Here is a 20,682-nt window from a genome sequence, read left to right on the forward strand (position 1 = left end):
CAATTTACAAAATATCAAGAAACTTTAAAACTGCTTTGTAGAAGTCTTTAGGGTTTTCGGCATGCAACCAATGACCCGCATTGGCAATGGTTGCTATATTGGCGTTTGGAAACTGGTTTAATATTAGGCGCTCATCTTCAGCACTAATATATTCAGATCTGTCTCCTTTTAAAAACAAAGCACTGCCATTAAATTGCAAATGGGCTGCTAATGATTCTCCAACCTCAGCCACTTCTGCCTTTAAAACCTCTAAATTAATACGTAAACCTAACTGACCTTTTTCAACCCAATATAAATTTTTGAGTAAGAATTGGCGTGTTCCAAAATCGGTTACATAATTGGCTAGTGCCGCATCGGCTTCTGTTCTATTTTTTATTTCTGAAAAATTTAAAGCACTCAACCCTTCTAAAATATCTTGATGGTGTACCGGATAAAACCTAGGTGAAATATCGGCTACCATTAATTTTGACACAAATTCTGGATACGTACAAGCAAACAACATAGCTGTTTTACCTCCCATGGAGTGCCCTAACAATGTAATGTTGGTTAAATTATGAGCTTCGCAATAGTTTTTTAAATCTTCAGCTAGCAGTTCATAACTAAAATTAGTATCCCAAAAACTACGCCCGTGATTGCGCTGATCTACTAAATGCACTTGAAAACCCTGTTCGCTAAACTGTTTACCTAATGTTTTCCAGTTATCACTCATACCTAAAAAACCGTGTAAAATCACAAATGGTTTGCCCTCTCCTATTATATTTGAATGTAATATCATTTTTAATTTCTAAGGTTTAAAATTTCGAAAAAATTAACCGAACACGCCATTGAGCCAAATGAAAAACCACTACTTTAATTTTCTTAAATACATTTGTATTACGTTTTCTACGCCTAAATACAAACTTTCAGCCACCAAAGCATGACCAATAGAGACCTCTAAAAGCCCCGGAATATGTTCTTTAAAAAATTGAATGTTATCTAAAGACAAATCGTGTCCTGCGTTTACACCCATTCCTAATTTATTGGCTAATTCAGCACATGCGGTATATGGTTTTACACCTTCATTATTGCCTTGTACATAATTATGCGCAAAGGCTTCAGTGTACAATTCAATCCTGTCTGTTCCTGTTTCTTTGGCGCCTTCAACTAAGTTTAAAACCGGATCAACAAAAATAGATGTTCTAATACCATTTTGCTTAAATTCTTTTATAACATCTACTAAAAAATCTTTGTGTTTTATGGTATCCCAACCAGCGTTACTTGTTATAGCATCTTCAGCATCGGGCACTAACGTAACTTGGGTTGGCTTTACTTGCAACACCAAATCTATAAACTTAGGTATTGGGTTGCCTTCAATATTATACTCGGTGTAAACAGCTTCTTTTAAATCATGTGCATCTTGGTAGCGTATATGTCTTTCATCTGGCCTTGGGTGTATAGTTATGCCCTGAGCCCCAAAACGCTGCGCATCTTTTGCAAATTGCACTACATTGGGCACATTACCGCCTCTAGAATTTCTTAAAGTTGCTATTTTGTTAATGTTTACACTTAACTTTGCCATAAATTCAATTTTAAAACACAAAAGTATATGATTTTTTTCATTTAAAAATTCATTTACTACCACAGTATTTATTTAAATAGAACTAAATTTTGAAGTATAAAACTTAGTTTGTATGTTTTTTAACAAGAAAATCACAAGGCTTAATCAACTTAAGTACTATTTTTTAATTAATTTGCGTGAGTATATTACAGTATTATGAAACTACAAGAATTCATTATAAACGACATAAAACCAATTGAAAGCACAAGTAAAGTTGAAGATTTACAGCTTTTATTTAATCAGCTTACCTATTCACACATTCCTGTAAATGATGCCAACGGTGTTTTTATGGGCGTTTTATTTGAAACGGATGTACATTGCTTTGATAGCAACAAAAGTATTAGCGAATATTTATATGCTTCGGAAGATTTTTTTGTAAGAGACTCCACCTTATGGCTTGATGTTTTAGAGGCTTTTGCTCAAAACTCATCTAACATTATGCCGGTTTTAGATGAAAACAACAACTATTTAGGCTATTATGAATTAAACGATATTATTGGCCTTTTTAATGAAGCGCCTTTTTTTAACTACGCAGGCGGTGTTTTAGTGGTTGAAAAGGGAATAAACGACTATTCTTTTAGTGAAATTAGTCAAATAGTAGAATCTAACAACGGAAAACTTTTAGGTGCATTTATTTCAAAAATGACTAATGATATTGCACAAATAACTATAAAAATAGGCAACACTGGCTTAAACGATATTATACAAACCTTTAGGCGCTACAGCTACAAAATTGCAGCTGGCCATGAAGAGGATAGCTATATTAAAAATTTAAAAGAACGCTCAGATTATTTAAACAAATACCTAAACATTTAAACACTAAACAACACAAAACGCACCCACATGAAAGTTGCCATTTTTGGACGATACTATAACAAAACAACACCAGCATCAGTTGAAACATTAGTTAACTTTTTAGTTAAAAAAAATATTGATGCCTACATTGAAACGCATTTTCATGAGCTTATTGCTGTTGAAAATCACAATATAAAAGATTTTAACAACTACAAAACATTTACAGAGTTAGATACTACTTTTGATTTTTTGGTAAGTATTGGCGGCGATGGTACAATTTTAAGATCAACCATGTTTATTAAAGATTTAGGTATTCCTGTAATTGGTATAAATACAGGGCGTTTAGGTTTTTTAGCAACTATTCATGTTGATGAAATTGAAAGCGCCATTCAAAACATAATTGACGGCAAATATAAAATATCTGAAAGAAGTTTATTATCTGTTGAAACTAGCCCTGAAAACACCGATATAACATCATTAAACTTTGCTTTAAACGAAGTTTCAGTAAGCAGAAAAAATTCAACATCAATGATAACTGTTGAAACCTATTTAGATGGCGCCTACCTAAACTCCTATTGGAGTGACGGCCTTATTGTTGCCACACCAACAGGCTCAACAGGCTATTCATTAAGTTGTGGTGGCCCTGTAATAACACCAGGTGCTAGCAATTTTGTTTTAACACCTATTGCACCACATAATTTAGGAGCAAGACCCCTTGTAATTCCTGATGACACTGAAATTCAATTAAAGGTAGATAGTAGAGAAGAACAACACTTAATATCATTAGATTCTAGAATTGCAACCCTAGATAATGGCACCATAATAAAAATTAAAAAGGCCAATTTCAAAATAAAAATGATAGATTTATTGAATGAAAGCTTTTTAAACACCTTACGTAAAAAATTACTTTGGGGAGAAGATAAGCGTAATTAACCCTATATTTCACAATATTTTACAAGAATTACTGTTTAACACTAATACAATTTAGCTCAAATTACAATTGGCTAATCTTATTTATTATATTTGCAAACTTTTAAACACCTATGAAGCATTTAATAGTATTAGTAATTAGTGTTTTAACCATTCATGTAAGTCATGCTCAAATTAATGAAATTGGCATATACGTTGGTGGTAGTAATTTTATTGGAGATTTAGGTTCAACCAAATACATTGCCCCTAACGCACCCGCTTTAGGATTTTTGTATAAATGGAATGCTAGCTCAAGACACTCGTGGAGAGCCAGTGTTATATATTCTGATTTGAAAGCGATGGATGTTGATGCCGATGACCCAAGACGTATTCAAAGAGGCTATGAGTTTGACTCTAACCTACTAGAAGTATCACTTGGTATGGAATTTACCTTTACCGAGTTTAATTTACATAATGAACGAAAAATAGGCGCACCTTACCTACACACGGGCTTGGTTGCTACTAAATTTGATAATTATTACTATCCGGCTAATGGCATTCAAACATCTGAAAATGTTTCTAGCTGGACGTTAGGCATACCCATGACACTTGGGTACAAAGCCACGTTTATTGATAATATTGTAATTGGCGTTGAAGTTGGTGCACGCTACACCTTTACTGATGAAATTGAAGGTAGCACACCCAGCGAAGCCAGCAACCAACCATATAGGTTTGGTAACATAAATAATAACGATTGGTACATGTTTTCTGGTATAACCCTAACCTATACCTTTGGCGAAAACCCATGTTACTGCGTAAACTAAAAAATGAATTTAAAAGAAAGCATACAAAGCAAAACGCTTCCTAAACACATAGCCATAATTATGGACGGCAATGGCCGTTGGGCAAAAAAACAAGGAATGATGCGTGCTTTCGGGCATGAAAATGGCACTAAATCGGTTAGAACAACTGTTGAAAACTGTGCCGAACTTGGCGTACAAAATTTAACCCTTTATGCCTTTTCAACAGAGAACTGGAACCGTCCGAAATTAGAAGTTCAAGCCTTAATGAAACTATTAATTTCTTCACTAAAAAAAGAAATTAACACACTACAAGACAACAACATAAAACTTTCTGCTATTGGCAATTTAAGCTTACTACCAACTAAAGTGCACAACGAACTTTTAGAGGTTATAAACAAAACCAAAACCAATACTAGAATGACTTTAACCTTAGCATTAAGCTATGGCTCTAGAGAAGAATTATTAAATACTGTTAAAGAGATTAGTAATAAAGTTAAAAATAATATAATTTCGCCGGCAGCTATTGACGAATCAATTATAAATGAGCATCTTTACACGCATGATTTACCTGATGTAGACCTGCTTATTAGAACCAGTGGCGAGCAGCGCATTAGTAATTTTTTGCTTTGGCAAATTGCATATGCAGAATTATATTTTACAGATGTACTATGGCCAGATTTCACAAAAGAACATTTGTATGAAGCTATTATTGAATTTCAAAAAAGAGAAAGAAGATTTGGGAAAACAAGTGAACAACTTAACTAATTATATACCTTATAAAACATACTTAAAGCTCTTATTAATACTACTAACCGTTTCAATAAGTAGCGTTAAATTACAAGCTCAAAACCTAGACACCAGTAAAAAATACACTATTGGTGGTATTTCTGTTTTAGGTAATACCAGCTTTAGTGAGCAAACAATTGTAAATTTTTCGGGCTTACGCGAAGGAAAAGAAATAAATATTCCTGGTGAAGAAATAGGGGCGGCAATAAAAAAACTTTGGGGTACAAAACTTTTTAATAACATTGAAGTTTATGTAAAAAACATTGAAAAAGATATAGCTTACCTTGAAATAAGATTAGCCGATTTACCTCAACTTAATGAGCTTAAAGTTAATGGTGTTAAAAAAAGTAAGGTTGAAGAAATAATTAAAGACAACAACCTTAAAAAAGGAACAAAAGTTACTGAAAACCTTATAACAAACACTAAAAACTTCCTTACAAAAAAATACAAAAAAGATGGCTTTTTAAATACTAAAGTACACATTAACACTATTGATGTTACAGATTCTACACAAACATCACGTGTTAATATGGTTTTAAATATTGATAAAGGCGAAAAAGTAAAAATTAAAGACATAGCTTTTAATGGTAACAATGCTGTAAGTGATAAACAGCTTAGAAAAGCCATGAAAAGCACTAAAAAAATTAATAGACTACGCATTTTTAAACGTTCTAAGTTTATTGATTCTGCTTATCAAGCCGATTTATCAAGTGCTGTAGATAAAATGAAAGAAAACGGCTATAGAGATGCACGTATCATATCTGATAGTATTATTTACAACAACGACGGTACAATCTCCTTAAACATTGATGTAAATGAAGGCGAACTTTACACTTTTGGAGACATTAAATTTATAGGAAACACCGTATATACAGACAGGCAATTAAGCAACATTCTTCGTATAAGAAAAGGAGATACATACAATGGTGTTTTACTACAAAAACGTATTGCAGACAACTCTAAACCCGATGGTAATGATTTAACAAACCTATACCAAAACAACGGATATTTATTTTCTAACATAAGACAAGTTGAAACCAGTGCCGATAACAATGTTATTGACATGGAAATTAGAATTACAGAAGGCAAACCCGCTTATTTTAACAGTGTATCTGTAGTTGGTAATGATAAAACTAATGACCACGTAATTTACAGAACGCTTAGAACGCGCCCTGGTATGTTATACAGCAAACAAAATGTTGTAAGAACCGTTAGAGAGCTTGGGCAATTAGGCTTTTTTGATGCCCAAGAAATAGCCCCAAACTTTAACAACCCAAACCCTGTTGAAGGCACTATAGACATGGAGTACTCTGTAAAAGAAACCGGATCTAGCCAAATAGAGCTACAAGGTGGTTACGGTGGCGGTGGTTTTATTGGTACTTTGGGGCTGTCTTTTAATAACTTCTCTTTAAAAAATATCTTTAAAAAAGAAGCCTACAAACCAATACCAATGGGCGATGGCCAACGTTTAGCATTGCGTTTACAAGCCAGTAGATTGTATCAAACATATAGCTTTCAATTTTCTGAACCTTGGCTAGGTGGTAAAAAACCTGTACAGTTTTCAACATCAATATCACATACAAAACAATTTTCTTTTAATAGTTTTAATGGTAGAGCAGATAAAAGCAGAAGTTTTAACATAACTGGTATTACTTTTGGTTTAGCAAAACGCTTAACAGTGCCTGATGATTTCTTCACACTATCAAACGCTATTAGCTACCAACGTTATGATTTAAACAACTATAATGTAGGCTTATTTACATTTGGCGATGGGTACTCTAATAACTTAGCTTATACTGTTGGTTTAAGTAGAGATAACACTTCTGTAGACCCTATTTTCCCTACAGGTGGTTCTAAATTTTCAGTAACTGCAAAACTAACATTCCCGTATTCATTAGTAAATGGTGTAGACTACGAAGCTTTAGATGATGAACGTAATGCAAAACAAGACATTATTAATAATTTTGGTGCCATAGCATCTCCAACAGTTGAGCAAACGGCAGAATACAATAATGCAGTTAACAGGCAATCTGAAATTGACCAAGAAAAATATAAATGGCTAGAATTTTACAAAATAAACTTTAGAGGAGAATGGTACAACCAACTAGCAAAAAATTTAGTATTAAGGCCACTTGTTGAGTTTGGATTTTTAGGCGCCTATAACAATAACAGAGGTGTTATTCCTTTTGAACGCTTTTTTCTTGGGGGTGATGGTTTAGGCACCTTTACAATAGATGGTAGAGAAGCTGTACAATTACGTGGTTACCCAAACCAATCACTATCTCCTTTAGACGAACAAACTGGGCAAGCTTCAAGAGACGGTGGTACTATTTACAACAAATTTTCATTAGAGTTACGTTACCCAATTACCTTAAAAGCATCAGCCAAAATTTACGGTTTAGCTTTTATTGAAGGCGGAAACTCTTTTAATAATTTTAGAGATTTCAGTCCGTTTGATATAAAACGTTCTGCTGGTTTAGGTGTTAGAATTTTTATGCCTGCCTTTGGTTTATTAGGTATAGATTTTGGTCATGGATTTGACGCTCTTCCTGGGTTAACAGAGAAAAATGGTTGGGAAACACACTTCATAATTGGTCAGCAATTTTAACCCTAAAATAGTTTTGGCACGATATTTTCTAATAACAGTTTGATGTTTTGCAAAAGAATTAAAATTTTTACAATTAAAATTCGTTAATTTTGAAGATGTTATTCAATTTTAAAAAAACAAACAGGATGCAAAACAAAGTTCTTTATTTACTGATATTGGTTTTACTAAGCTTATCTTTAAACGCACAACGTGGCGTAAGAGTTGCCTATGTAGACACTGAGTATATTTTAGAAAATGTTCCTGAATACCAAGAAGCCTTAGCTCAATTAAATCAAAAAGCTGATAGCTGGAAAAACGAAATTCAAGAAAAACTTAGTGCTATTGAGCAAAAACGCAAAAATTTAAGCAATGAAAAAGCACTTTTAACAAAAGAGCTTATTGATGAGCGTGAAGAAGATATTTTCTTTGAAGAAAAAGAAATTTTAGACTATCAGCAAAAACGTTTTGGACCAAATGGCGATTTGTTTATTCAGCAAAAACAGCTTATGCAACCCGTTCAAGACCAAATTTTTGCCGCAGTACAAGATATAGCTTCAAGCAGAAAGTATGACTTCATTTTTGATAAATCATCAAACGGTACAATGCTATTTTCAAACAAAGTATTAGATGTAAGCGAAACCGTAATACGAAGCATAACAAGAACCTCTAAAAGAACTCAAGCACAATCTAAAGCTGAACGAAAAGCAGCTAAAGATGAAACGTTAGTGCCTGAAATAAATTTAGAACAAGAAGCAAGAGCAAAAGCATTAGAAGAAAAGAAAAAAGAACGCGAAAGTGCTATTGAAAAAGCAAGACAAGAAAAACTTGCCGCAAGAGAAGCCAAAGTTAAAGCTGCTGAAGAAAGACGTCAAAAAATATTAGCTGAACGCGAAAAGGCTAAACAAGATAAATTAAACGCTAAAGACAACTCTGCAGATAAAACTGAAGCAGAAAAAGCAACAAGCGGTAAAACTGAAACCAAAACAAGAGAACAGTTAATAGAAGAAAACAGGCAAAAAAAATTAGCCGAAAGAGAAGCTAGAAAAAAAGCATTAGAAGAAAAGAAAAAACAAATATTAGAAGAACGTAAAAAAGCGTTAGAAGAACGCCAAAAACAAAACGATAGTATAAACCAAAACAAATAATTTTATAACACATTAATACAATTTAGAAAATGATGAAACACTTAAAAACTATTTTATTAGCAACGGCCGTATGTATAGGGAGTATTAGTTTTTCGCAAGCACAAAGTAAAGTTGCCCACATAAATACTCAAGAGTTAATTGCCGCAATGCCTGCAATGAAAAATGCTCAAAAAGAGCTTGAAGCTTTACAAAAAACTTATCAAACAGATTACCAAGCTTCTGTTACAGAGTTTCAAAACAAAGTAAAACAATACGAAGCTGAAGCTGCCACTAAAACCGATGAAGAGAATGCTAAAAGAGGGCAAGAAATTCAAGCAATGCAACAAAACATTCAGCAATTTCAAGCAGATGCAGCTCAAAATATTGATAAAAAACGTGTAGATTTATTACAACCTATTACTGAGAAAGCAAAAGCTGCTATATTAAAAGTAGCAAGAGCTCAAGGGTATGATTACGTTTTAGACTCATCTGTTGGTGTTACTATTTTAGCCGATGGTAAAAACTTATTAGATGACGTAAAGAAAGAATTAGGCCTATAACAAAACCTTGTTTGAACAAACTAAAAGCAGCTTTTAATAGCTGCTTTTTTTTTGTTTACTTTTAAACAAAACAACCCCTAATTAGCATTTATTTTAATAAATTTATTATAAATTGAACCCTATGAGCAAACAACCTATTGGCATTTTTGATTCGGGTGTTGGAGGCACATCTATTTGGAAAGAAATACATAAACTTTTACCAAATGAAAACACTATTTATTTAGCTGATAGTATTAATGCGCCTTACGGGCCAAAGGGAAAAGAAGCCATTACCAAACTCTCTATTAAAAATACAGAGTTGCTATTAAAAAAAGGTTGTAAAATAATTGTTGTTGCTTGCAACACGGCAACAACTAATGCCATAGATTATTTAAGAAACACCTATAACATACCTTTTATTGGTATTGAACCTGCAATTAAACCCGCAGCTTTACAAACCAAAAATAATGCTGTTGGTATTTTAGCAACTCAGGGTACGTTAAGTAGTGAACTGTTTTCAAAAACAGCAGGTAAATTTGCTAGCCATATAAAAGTAATTGAACAAGTTGGTGAAGGTTTGGTTGATTTAATTGAAAACGGCAAACTACACTCAAATGAAATGACAGCGCTTTTAAAACTATACTTAAAACCAATGATACAGGCTAATATTGATTATTTGGTTTTAGGCTGTACACATTACCCGTATTTAATGCCACAGCTTATAAAACTACTACCAAAACACGTGAAAATTATAGATTCTGGTGAGGCGGTAGCTAAACAAACTAAAGCTGTTTTAACGCGTTTAGACCTGTTAAATTATGAAAAAAACACTGCTAATACGTTTTACACCAATGGTAATTTAGAGGTTTTAAAATTACTTTTAGAAAAAGATTACAACCTTAATTATTTAGATTTTTAGTGGCTTTTGCGTTAGCGATTGAACGGTTTGTTTGAAATCCTTTTTGCTTTTTCGCAAAAAGATTGAGTAGTGAAAGCGCGACCCTTGGGTAACGCCCAATTACTCTTTAAACCAGCTAGAATATTTTATATAAGCTTCTGCTATACGGTTAATTTCACCCGAAATAAGTTCTTTGCTAATATCTTTTATTTTTTTAGCGGGCACACCTGCATATATGCTACCCCCTTCCACTTTAGTGTTTTGAGTTATAACAGCACCAGCTGCTATTATAGTATTACTTTCAACAACACAACCATCCATAATAATGGCGCCCATGCCAACCAAAACATTATCATGTATTGTACAACCGTGCACCAATGCATTGTGGCCAATAGACACATTATTACCAATGGTGGTTGGCGCTTTTTCAAAAGTGCCATGAATAACGGCGCCGTCTTGTACATTAACTTTATTGCCCATTTTTATAAAATTGACATCGCCACGAACAACGGCGCTAAACCAAACACTACATTGGGCGCCCATAATAACATCGCCAACAATAGTGGCATTTGGCGCTACAAAACAATCTTGGGGTATTTGAGGTGTTTTACCTCTTACTGGTAATATTACTGGCATAACTTCATTTTATTTTATTGGTGTTTAAACGGGCATAGATATATTATTATTTTCTGTTATTTAAGATATGGTAAATGACTGTATTACTTAAAATAAGCTAGTAAACTGGCTTTTTTTGAAGCTGACACTATAATTTCTTGTCCGTTACTTAAAATAACACTTCCACCCTTTCCTTTTACATATTTTACTACTTCTTTTACATTTACCAAGTAGCTTTTATGTACTCTTACAAAGCTAGAATTGTTTAAAGCTTCTTCAAAATATTTAAGTGTTTTACTTACTATTTTCTTTTTACTGTTATTTAAATGAATTTCGGTATAATTATCATCGGCTTTACAAAATAGAATATCTTGAGTGTTTAAAACCTCAAAGCCATCTAACTGCGGGATGGTTATTTTACCTTCAACACTATTTGTTTTTGGTACCAAAACCTGATCTTGTAAGGCGTTTTCTTTAATCTTAATATCTGTTACATAATCTACAGCTTTTATAAGCTCATCAATTGAAATAGGTTTCATTAAGTAATAAGATGCATGGGCATTTAGAGCATCAATGGCATAATGATTATAGGCTGTTACAAAAACAGTTTCAAAATTTACACTGCCTAATTTATCTAATAAATCAAAGGCATTACCATAGGGCATTTCAACATCTAAAAAAACCACATCTAGTTGGTTGTTTCTAATTAAAATTAAAGCTTCATCAATATTTTCAGCTTCACCTAAAACGGTAACATTTGGGCAGTATTTATTTAGATAACTTTTTAAAATATCTCTACTAGTTTGTTCATCTTCAACTATAATAGCGTTTAGTTTCATGGGTGTTTTGTTTGTGGCTTTAATATTTTTTTAGTGTTACAACTACTTTGGTTCCTGTATCTTCTAACGCTTTATAGTTAGATACAACTACATCTACTTTATCTTTATACATTTCATTTAAAATAGATACACGCTTTTTAATATTGCCCATTCCTGTTGAGGTTTGCTTTTTTTGATTTTGTGTTTTTAAGGCTTTACTTTGAGCCCTACCAATACCATCATCTGTAATTGTAATTGTTATTTCATTGGATGTTTTTTGTGAAATATCAATATTTAACTGGCCTTCAGTTTTCTTGTAACGCAACCCATGCCAAACAGCATTTTCAATGTAAGGTTGTAATAACATTGGTGGAATTACAAAATCTTTTATAGTTATATTTTCATCAACATGTATATTGTAATCAAACTTATCTTTAAACCTGAAATGCTCTAATTTTGTGTAAAGCTGAAGCAGTTCAACTTCTTTTTCTAACGGAATAAAATCTTTCTCGCTATTTTCTAAAACAGCGCGCATGAGCATTGAAAAATCTGATAGGTATTTATTGGCCGTCCGTTCGTCATTCAAAGCTATAAAGCTATTTACAGAATTTAATGCATTGAAAATAAAATGCGGGTTCATTTGACTACGTAACGATTTTAATGCTAGCAAATTATTTGCAAAACGCTGTTGCCTAATGTTTTTATACATTAAAAATGCTGCAATAAGTAATAATACCAAACCACCAATTAATGAGTAAATTATAAGTTTTTGACGTTTTGTTTGCTCGGTATTTAGTTGATATTTAGTATCTGCAAGTGTTTTTTGGCTCTCTAAACTATTAATTCTATTTTGCTTAGCCACCAAATCTTTACTAAATTTTGTGGCTTGCGATATTTCTTGCTCTTTTTTCATGTAAAGCTTATCAACCAAATCTACATAACTTTGATAAGCAATTAATGCTTTATCAAATTGTCCGGCATCACGATAAATTTCAGATAACTTTCTGGTAGCATCTTTTTGCACAATTAAATCTTCTTTATCATCAGCTTCTTCAATACTTTTTTCAAGATATTTAATAGCGTTTCCAATATCATTTTGGTAAGCATATGCGCTTCCTATTTTGTAGTTTTGACGTTGGGGTGTTAACGGGCTTTGGTTATTTAAAACAGTATCTTGCGCTATAGATTCAATTTCTTTTAAAGCTTGTTTTCTTAGGTTTATTTCGCTTGAAAAATTATTGTTTTTGTTTTTAAAATCGGCTACTTTAATTTTTTCTTCAACCGCACGTTTTGGGTTTTCACTTTCGGCCAGTTTAAGTGATTTATTAAAAAATCCTTCAGCTTCATTTAAAGCACCTTTTTCTGTGTAAACTTCAGCAATTTTAGAATTTAAATTGGTTATTTTAGGTGTAATTATATGTTTTTGAGCCACGCTTAAAGCTACATTGTAGGCACTTATAGCTTTATCAAACTGTTTGGTTGCCTTGTAAACGTTACCCAAACCTTCATGTAAAGTAACCAACTGATAATTTGAAAGCTCTCTTTTATTTATGTTATTATAAACCTGAATACTTTCTTGATAATTTTTATTTTCTTTATAGGCGCTTGCCAGTTTTAGTTTAACTGCATTGGTTGTTGCGTTTTCTAAACTTATATTATAGTTAGAAATGGCTAAATCATACTGCTTCCAGTACATGTTAACATCGGCTAGAACTTCATAAGCCTGAGCATTTTCTTTTTTTGAATTGCTTAATTTTAAAGCTTGTGTTACAAAATTGATGCTTTTTTTTGCATCGTTTTTTAAATACACCTCGGCTGAGTCTATATACCAATTAAACTGAGGTTGTATTTTTTTTGAGCGTTTACTAAGGTATTCGTTATCTGTTATTGCATTAATTTCGGGTTCAACCTCAACCAAAATACGTTCACTACTTTTTATAGTATAATAAATGGTTTCAAAATCTTTATGCCTTATTGTAAGCTCATCTCCAATACGGACTTCAATTCTAAATTCACCAAAGTTATCGGTAGTTGTGTAAGCGCCGCCATTAACTTCAACATTAACATTGGTTATTGGGTTACGGGTATCACTCTCAAGTACTTTACCTCTAACCGTAAATTTGGTTTGGTTTTGTAAAACTTGCCCATGTATTATAGCTACACTGAATATTATGAGCAAAAAACCTATATTTTTTAAAACTTGGTGCATGTGCAAATTTATATCAGCTAAACTTACGCACTTAAATTGGTTTTATAAAATGGCCTATCTGCATTTTATGGGTCTTTTAGTATTAAAAAGGCATGCTTACAAAATGCGTTAAGGTTTTAACTCACCCAAAACGCCTGTTTACGCATTGTTGATTTTTTTTAGGAATGTTTAATTATAGTTTTACTGTACTATTAAAAATTCTTTCAGAAAAAAAATCAAAAAACAAATCTTATGAAAACACGTATTCAGTTTGCATTTTTATGCATTGCATTATCTAGCTTTTTAGCTTGTAATAGCCATAACAAAAAAGCTACTAAACTTGTAGCAAACACCATAAAAACACAACACTCTGAGCCTAACAAGCAATTCATTAAAGTAGCGTTGTTATTAGATACTAGCAACAGTATGGATGGTTTAATAGACCAAGCAAAAGCACAACTTTGGGATATTGTTAATGAACTATCATACGCTAAATGCGGCACTAAAAAACCTAACTTAAAAATTGCTTTATACGAATATGGAAACGACCGCCTTAACAGTAACGAAGGTTATATTAGGCAAGTACTTCCGTTTAGTGATGATTTAGATGATATTTCAAAAGAATTATTTTCATTAACAACAAACGGCGGTAATGAGTATTGCGGTGCGGTTATTCAAACATCCATAAATCAGCTTCATTGGGGTAATAATCCTGATGATTTAAAACGAATTTTTATTGCTGGTAACGAACCTTTTACACAAGGCAACATAAACTATAAAGATGCCGCTACAAACGCTAATGAAAAAGATATAACGGTTAATACTATTTTCTGCGGAAATTATAACCAAGGCATAACATCATACTGGAAAGATGGTGCTCAATTAACACAAGGTAATTATATGGCTATAGACCACAATAAGGCCACCGTACACATAGCATCGCCGTATGATGATGCTATATTAATTTTAAACCAACAACTAAACAAAACATACATTGCTTACGGTAAACGTGGCGTTACAAAAATGGCATTACAGGCTGAACAGGATGCTAACGCCCAAGGTTACAGTAAAGCCAATGCTGTAAAACGTACTATTAGTAAAAGTTCTCATTTATATAAAAATAAATCATGGGATTTAGTTGATGCTGTTGAAGATGAAGAAATAGTTGTTGAAACTTTAAAAGAAGAAGCTCTGCCTGATGTTTTAAAAGGTAAAAACAAAGCTGAAATTAAAGCTTACATTGCTAAAAAGAAAGCAGAAAGAACCGAAATTCAGAAAAAAATTCAAGATTTACATGCCAAACGCAGTAGATACATTTCTGAAAAAAGTAAAGCTAATTCAAGTAATGGTTTAGAAAACGCCATGACAAAAGCTATAAAAACCCAAGCCAAAAAGAAAAATTATACTTGGAAATAAAAACTAAAAGGCTCGTTTTAAAACGAGCCTTTTTTATATTGTTAGTATTATTTAATTATTAATTGCCGGACATTTACAATCGTAACGTTCTCTTCGGCAACCAAAATTAATACCTAAAGTAAACTGATGAAATCCGCCATTGGTATAAACCACAGAATTTGCCTGATGTGTGTACGTATAAGCAAACATAAAGTTTTTATAATTTACACCAACAAGCGGTGTTATTTGCTGTAATCTTTGGCTATTTACAGTGTTAGTACTTATATATTCGGCGCCATCAAAACTATTTCGGTATGATAAACCTGCCCAAAGCGAACCAAAATCCATTTGCCTATACACTTTAGCATTAATATCAATAGAAGCCTCTTCAGTAGCATCTCTATATTGTAACATTACAGAAGGCTCGTAGCTCCATGGGCTTCCATATTTACCTAAAACACCACCAACAGAAATTAAATAACGTCTTAAATTACTGGTTATATTGGGGTCTTTATTTATCCCTTCGTTATTAAGAATATTTTTAACAGTGGCATGGGCATAGTAATCTAAAAACTGATATGAAAACCCAAAATCCATATTAAAATTAGTGGCATTTTGCACAATACCATCAATTAACGGATCTGGACCATCAAATAAAAATGATGTTTCATCTAATTGATACTGAATAAACCCAGCACTTAAACCAAATGAAAGCATATTTAAATCTACTTCACTTCTAGAAAACATTATATGGTGTGCATACGTTGCATAAGCCCCTTTTTGCGAATGAAACCCATTTTTATCAGCATATACAATGCCTCCAATACCTGATGGCGAATCTCCTATTCTACCATTAACACTCATAGTTAAAAGTTTTGGAGCATCATCATGACCAAACCATTGTTGGCGTGCTGTAAGCCTTACCTTAGCACAATTAGCGGCTCCGGCCATTGAAGGGTGTATTAAATAATAATTATCGGTTAAATAATCAGTATAAATAGGCAAGCCTTCTTGTGAAACGGCAATATTGGTTAATATAACCACAATAGCCAATGTAAAAATATTTTTTAATTTCATAAACTTTTCACCAAGTAGGTTTGGTATACATCAAACGTCTTGATTATTAAAAAATTACACAAAAAACATATAAAGTTTTACTCTATTATGCTATGTTAAAAATCTATAGCATAGCAATCAAATATATGGATATCTAAAGTTTTCTTTTAGTATTTTTGTAAAAAATTAGCTAAAATGAATACTTTCAAGGTTTCTGTGCAAGAAACATCTAATAAAGCCATAATAAAATTTGAAGTAAATCAATTTATAACAAAGCATCAAAGCTTTGAATTTAAAAATATTGATGACGCTAAACCTTCGCCATTGGCACAACAATTATTTTATCTTCCGTTTGTAAAAAAGGTTTACATTTCAGGAAACTTTGTTGCTGTTGAACGTTTTGATATTGTTGAATGGAACGATGTACAAGACGAAGTAGCTCAACAAATTGAAGCCTATTTAAATAACGGAGGCATTGTAATAACTGAAACGGAGGCTCCTAAAAAAGTACCTGTAACCGTTTATGCCGAAGCAACACCAAACCCCGCTGTTATGAAGTTTGTTGCCAACAAAAAAATTGTAACAGCTTTATTTGAATTTACCTCTATAGATGAAGCAAAACTATCTCCTTTAGCAACTGAGCTTTTTCATTTCCCATTTGTAAAAAGTGTTTTTATTGAAGAAAACTACGTGTCTATCACAAAGTATGATATGGCTGAATGGCAAGATGTAACAGTTGAAATTAGAGAATACATTAAAACATTTATTGAAAGTGGTAAAGATGTTGTGTTACCCGAAGCAGCCGAAACATTAGAAAAAACATCTGCACAAAAAGATTCAAATTTTGAAGCTTTAGACGATGTTTCAAAAGAAATTGTAAATATACTTGAAGAATACGTAAAACCCGCTGTAGCTAGTGATGGCGGAAACATTCAGTTTTTATCATACAACGAAACTTCAAAAAACGTTAGTGTATTGCTACAAGGTGCTTGTAGTGGTTGCCCATCATCAACATTTACACTAAAAAATGGCATTGAAAATATGCTAAAACAAATGTTACCTGGTAAAGTAGAAATGGTAGAGGCTATAAATGGCTAAACTTTTTATGTGACTTTTTTATTCTTTTTGTTTCTAAACAGTAAACACAAAAGTATAATTTAAATAAAATGTCATGGCAGTATTAAAAGTTATAGAAGTCTTATCTAACTCTGAAAAAAGTTGGGAAGATGCCACAAAAAAAGCAGTAAAAAAAGCTTCAAAAAGTTTAACTAACATTCGTTCGGTTTACGTGCAAGATCAAAGTGCAAGTGTAAAAGACGGTGAAGTAACAGATTTTAGAGTAAATCTTAAAATAACATTTGAACTAGAATAGCTGCCCCCAATCTACTCAAATCATATATATATTTAAAGCACTCTACGGAGTGCTTTTTTCATTTATTTATGTTTACTTTTGAAACTATGCGAAACCTAATATTAATAACCTCTGTACTTTGTATGGCCTTTTGGGGCTGCAAAAACAAAACGTCTGATACAATGACACATAAATTTACTAATAACCTTATAAACGAAACAAGCCCTTATTTACTGCAACATGCCCACAACCCCGTTAATTGGGAAGCTTGGAATAATGCAACTTTAGAAAAAGCAAAAACCGAAGAAAAACTTATGCTAATTAGTGTAGGATATTCGGCTTGCCATTGGTGCCACGTTATGGAACACGAAAGTTTTGAAGATAGTTTAGTTGCTGCAGTAATGAATAAAAATTTTATAAATATTAAGGTTGATAGAGAAGAAAGGCCTGATGTAGACCAAGCTTACATGAATGCGGTACAATTAATGACAGGTAGTGGCGGTTGGCCTTTAAATGTAGTAGCTTTACCCGATGGCAGACCCGTTTGGGGCGGCACATATTTTCCAAAAGAACAATGGATAAGCATTTTAGAACAAATAACTAAACTACACCAAGAAAACCCCGAAAAACTTTTACAACAAGCCAATAATGTTGCCAAAGGCTTAAAAAGCCTTGATATGGTAACGCTTAATACAAACGCCCCTACTTTTGAAACTGCTTTTATTGAAAACGCTGTAAACACTTGGTCTCAGCAATTTGACCATCAATTGGGAGGCCTTAACAGAGCGCCTAAATTTATGATGCCTAATAACTATCATTTTTTATTGCGCTATGCCCACCAAACTAATAATAAAAAACTTTTAAACTACGTAAACCTTACACTTACTAAAATGGCACATGGTGGTGTTTTTGATCATGTTGGGGGTGGTTTTGCTCGCTATTCTGTAGATACTAAATGGCATGTTCCTCATTTTGAAAAAATGCTTTATGATAACGGACAATTGGTAAGTTTGTATGCCGATGCTTATTTGCTAACAAAAAACAACCTTTACAAACAAACTGTTGAAGAAACACTTGCTTTTATAGCGCGCGAAATGACAACCAATGAAGGTGCTTTTTACGCCTCATTAGACGCCGATAGCAATAACACCGAAGGCACATTAGAAGAAGGTGCTTTTTATGTATGGAATAAACCCGAACTTCAAATGCTTTTGGGTAATGATTTTGATTTATTTTCAGATTATTTCAACATTAACAACTACGGTATTTGGGAGCACAATAACTATGTTTTAATTAGAAATGAAGATGATGCTACATTCATTAAAAAACATAAAATTACTCTTGAAACTTTACAAGAAAAAGTTAGCCATTGGAAAAGCTTACTTTTAAAAACCCGTAATAAACGCCCAAAACCAAGGTTAGATGATAAAACTTTAGCCTCATGGAACGGACTTATGCTTAAAGGTTATATTGATGCATATCGTGTTTTTCAAAATCCAGAGTATTTAGCAACTGCCTTAAAAAATGCTAATTTTATTAGTAATAAAATGATGAAAACTGATGGTGGCTTATATCATACCTACAAAGAAGGCAAAAGTAAAATAAATGGTTATATGGAAGACTACGTAACTGTTATTGATGCTTTTATTGCGCTTTATGAAAATACTTTAGATACTAAGTGGCTTAATACCGCCAGAGATTTAACCAACTATACATTTGATCACTTTTTTGATGAAACCAGTAATATGTTCTTTTTTACATCAAATGAAGATGCATCATTAGTATCAAGAAGTATTGAATACAGAGATAATGTAATTCCTGGAAGCAACTCTATAATGGCTAAAAATTTATTTAAACTTGGTCATTATTTTGATAATGAGCATTTCAATAAAACAGCAATTACAATGCTTAATAATATAAAACCCGAAATACAAGATTATGCTTCAGGCTACTCAAATTGGTTAGATTTAATGCTAAACTACACAAACCCATATTATGAAGTTGCCGTTGTAGGTACAAATGCACCACAAAAAATTGCAGCATTAAACCAAACATATTTACCCAATAAATTAATTGCAGGAAGCACAACTGAAAGTAATATGCCATTACTTTTAAACCGCTACAACCCAAACGCTACACTAATTTATGTATGTGTTAACAAAGCTTGTAAATTACCTGTAAGCGCTGTTGAAAAAGCTATTGAGTTTATAAAAGAATAACCTTAAACGTGACAATTTAAAAGATTTTGTGTCTTAATTCACATTGAAGCTAAACACTTCATTTAACAATATTTTCACGTTGTAAAATCTATAAAACATATAATAGTTATTAATTTTAAACACTAACAAAAACATCAAATTATGAATTTTGACAACATTGATACCGAAAAATGGATAAATTTAGCTGCTGAATATGGCCTTAGAGTAGTTGCTGCTATTGTTATCTGGATTGTGGGTTCGTGGGTAATTAAAAGACTCTTAAACACCACAAAAAAAGTAATGGCTAAAAGCAATTACGAAGAAAGCCTTCAAAAGTTTTTACTAAACTTACTTGGTTGGGTTTTAAAAATATTACTAATTCTAGCAATACTTGCAAAACTTGGTGTTGAAACCACATCATTTGCTGCCATTTTAGCTGCTGCAGGTTTAGCTGTTGGTATGGCTTTACAAGGTTCATTAGGAAATTTTGCTGGAGGTGTGTTATTAATGATTTTTAAACCTATACGTATTGGAGATTTAATTGAAGCACAAGGTCAAATTGGTGTAGTTAAAGAAATTGAAATTTTTACAACTAAATTAACCGGTTTATCAAACCGTGAAATAATTATACCTAACGGTGCTTTATCTAACGGTAATATTATAAACTATTCTACAGAAGGCACAAGACGTGTAGACTTAGTTTTTGGCGTAAGCTATGATGCCGATATTAAACAAACCAAAGAGGTTTTAATGAATGTGTTAACATCGCACCCAAAAGTATTAAAAGATCCGGCACCTGCCGTAACTGTATTAGAACTTGCCGATAGTTCTGTTAATTTTGCCGTAAGACCTTGGTGTAAAACAGATGATTATTGGACTGTTTACTTTGATGTAACTGAGCAAACCAAAGAAGCGCTTGATGCTGCTGGAATTGAAATTCCTTACCCACATCAAGTTGAAATACATAAAGAGTAATTTTAAATGTGCTCTAAACAAAAAAGACCTGAAATTTCAGGTCTTTTT

At 32.6% G+C, this 20,682-nt stretch carries 19 protein-coding genes; 13 read left to right on the plus strand and 6 right to left on the minus strand.

All coding sequences use genetic code 11. The annotated features are described in order from the left end of the window. Nucleotides 1–4: 4 nt before the first annotated feature. A complete protein-coding gene (locus FUA26_RS15285; protein ID WP_147138122.1) occupies nt 5–775 on the minus strand; it encodes an alpha/beta fold hydrolase in 771 nt (256 codons plus the stop codon). Between the two features lie 69 nt (nt 776–844). After that, a complete protein-coding gene (locus FUA26_RS15290; RefSeq protein ID WP_147138125.1) occupies nt 845–1,558 on the minus strand; it encodes a pyridoxine 5'-phosphate synthase in 714 nt (237 codons plus the stop codon). Between the two features lie 195 nt (nt 1,559–1,753). Here FUA26_RS15290 and FUA26_RS15295 point away from each other — a divergent pair, with 195 nt between their 5' ends. The 8 genes from FUA26_RS15295 to murI all read left to right on the plus strand — a co-directional run bounded on the left by FUA26_RS15295 (nt 1,754) and on the right by murI (nt 10,059). Next, entirely contained in the window at nt 1,754–2,413 is a 660-nt protein-coding gene (locus tag FUA26_RS15295; RefSeq protein WP_147138127.1) for a CBS domain-containing protein, read from the plus strand. 27 nt (nt 2,414–2,440) lie between these two features. Beyond that, nucleotides 2,441–3,325 (plus strand): NAD kinase, encoded by an 885-nt coding sequence (locus FUA26_RS15300; protein ID WP_147138130.1) that lies wholly within the window; start codon nt 2,441–2,443, stop codon nt 3,323–3,325. Nucleotides 3,326–3,435: 110 nt separating this feature from the next. Further along, entirely contained in the window at nt 3,436–4,125 is a 690-nt protein-coding gene (porG, locus tag FUA26_RS15305) for a type IX secretion system protein PorG (protein ID WP_147138133.1), read from the plus strand. Between the two features lie 3 nt (nt 4,126–4,128). Then, entirely contained in the window at nt 4,129–4,869 is a 741-nt protein-coding gene (locus tag FUA26_RS15310; protein ID WP_147138136.1) for an isoprenyl transferase, read from the plus strand. Next, complete coding sequence (locus tag FUA26_RS15315) at nt 4,802–7,498, plus strand: BamA/OMP85 family outer membrane protein (RefSeq protein WP_147138139.1); 2,697 nt, start codon at nt 4,802–4,804, stop codon at nt 7,496–7,498. Before FUA26_RS15310 ends, FUA26_RS15315 begins: the two co-directional genes overlap by 68 nt. Nucleotides 7,499–7,623: 125 nt before the next feature. After that, nucleotides 7,624–8,622 carry an OmpH family outer membrane protein gene (locus tag FUA26_RS15320; protein ID WP_147138142.1) on the plus strand — a complete coding sequence of 333 codons (999 nt, stop codon included), beginning with the start codon at nt 7,624–7,626 and terminating at the stop codon, nt 8,620–8,622. A gap of 29 nt (nt 8,623–8,651) precedes the next feature. Then, nucleotides 8,652–9,161, plus strand: coding sequence for an OmpH family outer membrane protein (locus FUA26_RS15325; RefSeq protein WP_317131287.1), 510 nt, complete (start codon nt 8,652–8,654; stop codon nt 9,159–9,161). A gap of 121 nt (nt 9,162–9,282) precedes the next feature. After that, nucleotides 9,283–10,059, plus strand: coding sequence for a glutamate racemase (gene murI / locus FUA26_RS15330; protein ID WP_147138145.1), 777 nt, complete (start codon nt 9,283–9,285; stop codon nt 10,057–10,059). Between the two features lie 99 nt (nt 10,060–10,158). Here murI and FUA26_RS15335 read toward each other — a convergent pair whose 3' ends face one another. From FUA26_RS15335 to FUA26_RS15345, 3 genes are all read right to left on the minus strand, one after another. After that, a complete protein-coding gene (locus FUA26_RS15335; RefSeq protein WP_147138148.1) occupies nt 10,159–10,674 on the minus strand; it encodes a gamma carbonic anhydrase family protein in 516 nt (171 codons plus the stop codon). Nucleotides 10,675–10,757: 83 nt separating this feature from the next. Continuing rightward, nucleotides 10,758–11,492 carry a LytR/AlgR family response regulator transcription factor gene (locus FUA26_RS15340; protein ID WP_147138151.1) on the minus strand — a complete coding sequence of 245 codons (735 nt, stop codon included), beginning with the start codon at nt 11,490–11,492 and terminating at the stop codon, nt 10,758–10,760. A gap of 19 nt (nt 11,493–11,511) precedes the next feature. Continuing rightward, complete coding sequence (locus tag FUA26_RS15345; RefSeq protein ID WP_246109156.1) at nt 11,512–13,650, minus strand: histidine kinase; 2,139 nt, start codon at nt 13,648–13,650, stop codon at nt 11,512–11,514. Between the two features lie 261 nt (nt 13,651–13,911). Between FUA26_RS15345 and FUA26_RS15350 the strand changes: the two genes are divergently transcribed. Beyond that, on the plus strand, nt 13,912–15,075 hold the full coding sequence (locus FUA26_RS15350) for a vWA domain-containing protein (protein ID WP_147138156.1): 1,164 nt from the start codon (nt 13,912–13,914) through the stop codon (nt 15,073–15,075). 51 nt (nt 15,076–15,126) lie between these two features. On the opposite strand, the gene FUA26_RS15355 is transcribed toward FUA26_RS15350, so the two are convergent. Continuing rightward, a complete protein-coding gene (locus FUA26_RS15355; RefSeq protein WP_147138158.1) occupies nt 15,127–16,131 on the minus strand; it encodes a PorP/SprF family type IX secretion system membrane protein in 1,005 nt (334 codons plus the stop codon). Nucleotides 16,132–16,305: 174 nt separating this feature from the next. Here FUA26_RS15355 and FUA26_RS15360 point away from each other — a divergent pair, with 174 nt between their 5' ends. From FUA26_RS15360 to FUA26_RS15375, 4 genes are all read left to right on the plus strand, one after another. After that, the gene (locus FUA26_RS15360; protein ID WP_147138161.1) at nt 16,306–17,208 is read left to right on the plus strand and encodes a NifU family protein; all 903 of its coding nucleotides are present in this window, start codon (nt 16,306–16,308) and stop codon (nt 17,206–17,208) included. A gap of 73 nt (nt 17,209–17,281) precedes the next feature. Further along, entirely contained in the window at nt 17,282–17,482 is a 201-nt protein-coding gene (locus FUA26_RS15365) for a dodecin family protein (protein WP_147138163.1), read from the plus strand. 161 nt (nt 17,483–17,643) lie between these two features. Then, nucleotides 17,644–19,680 carry a thioredoxin domain-containing protein gene (locus FUA26_RS15370; protein ID WP_147138166.1) on the plus strand — a complete coding sequence of 679 codons (2,037 nt, stop codon included), beginning with the start codon at nt 17,644–17,646 and terminating at the stop codon, nt 19,678–19,680. Between the two features lie 141 nt (nt 19,681–19,821). Beyond that, nucleotides 19,822–20,634, plus strand: a complete 813-nt coding sequence (locus FUA26_RS15375) for a mechanosensitive ion channel family protein (RefSeq protein WP_147138169.1) — start codon at nt 19,822–19,824, stop codon at nt 20,632–20,634. Nucleotides 20,635–20,682 lie beyond the last annotated feature (48 nt).

This window comes from Seonamhaeicola algicola, from assembly GCF_007997385.1.
GTDB classification, from domain to species: domain Bacteria; phylum Bacteroidota; class Bacteroidia; order Flavobacteriales; family Flavobacteriaceae; genus Seonamhaeicola; species Seonamhaeicola algicola.

Coding starts and splice junctions, on each gene's coding strand:
- FUA26_RS15335 (WP_147138148.1), bottom strand. CDS start 10,674: ATGCCAGTAATATTACCAGTAAGAGGTAAAACACCTCAAATACCCCAA.
- FUA26_RS15285 (WP_147138122.1), bottom strand. CDS start 775: ATGATATTACATTCAAATATAATAGGAGAGGGCAAACCATTTGTGATT.
- murI (WP_147138145.1), top strand. CDS start 9,283: ATGAGCAAACAACCTATTGGCATTTTTGATTCGGGTGTTGGAGGCACA.
- FUA26_RS15370 (WP_147138166.1), top strand. CDS start 17,644: ATGACACATAAATTTACTAATAACCTTATAAACGAAACAAGCCCTTAT.
- FUA26_RS15360 (WP_147138161.1), top strand. CDS start 16,306: ATGAATACTTTCAAGGTTTCTGTGCAAGAAACATCTAATAAAGCCATA.
- FUA26_RS15355 (WP_147138158.1), bottom strand. CDS start 16,131: ATGAAATTAAAAAATATTTTTACATTGGCTATTGTGGTTATATTAACC.
- porG (WP_147138133.1), top strand. CDS start 3,436: ATGAAGCATTTAATAGTATTAGTAATTAGTGTTTTAACCATTCATGTA.
- FUA26_RS15365 (WP_147138163.1), top strand. CDS start 17,282: ATGGCAGTATTAAAAGTTATAGAAGTCTTATCTAACTCTGAAAAAAGT.
- FUA26_RS15350 (WP_147138156.1), top strand. CDS start 13,912: ATGAAAACACGTATTCAGTTTGCATTTTTATGCATTGCATTATCTAGC.
- FUA26_RS15340 (WP_147138151.1), bottom strand. CDS start 11,492: ATGAAACTAAACGCTATTATAGTTGAAGATGAACAAACTAGTAGAGAT.
- FUA26_RS15320 (WP_147138142.1), top strand. CDS start 7,624: ATGCAAAACAAAGTTCTTTATTTACTGATATTGGTTTTACTAAGCTTA.
- FUA26_RS15310 (WP_147138136.1), top strand. CDS start 4,129: ATGAATTTAAAAGAAAGCATACAAAGCAAAACGCTTCCTAAACACATA.
- FUA26_RS15290 (WP_147138125.1), bottom strand. CDS start 1,558: ATGGCAAAGTTAAGTGTAAACATTAACAAAATAGCAACTTTAAGAAAT.
- FUA26_RS15295 (WP_147138127.1), top strand. CDS start 1,754: ATGAAACTACAAGAATTCATTATAAACGACATAAAACCAATTGAAAGC.
- FUA26_RS15325 (WP_317131287.1), top strand. CDS start 8,652: ATGATGAAACACTTAAAAACTATTTTATTAGCAACGGCCGTATGTATA.
- FUA26_RS15315 (WP_147138139.1), top strand. CDS start 4,802: ATGAAGCTATTATTGAATTTCAAAAAAGAGAAAGAAGATTTGGGAAAA.
- FUA26_RS15375 (WP_147138169.1), top strand. CDS start 19,822: ATGAATTTTGACAACATTGATACCGAAAAATGGATAAATTTAGCTGCT.
- FUA26_RS15300 (WP_147138130.1), top strand. CDS start 2,441: ATGAAAGTTGCCATTTTTGGACGATACTATAACAAAACAACACCAGCA.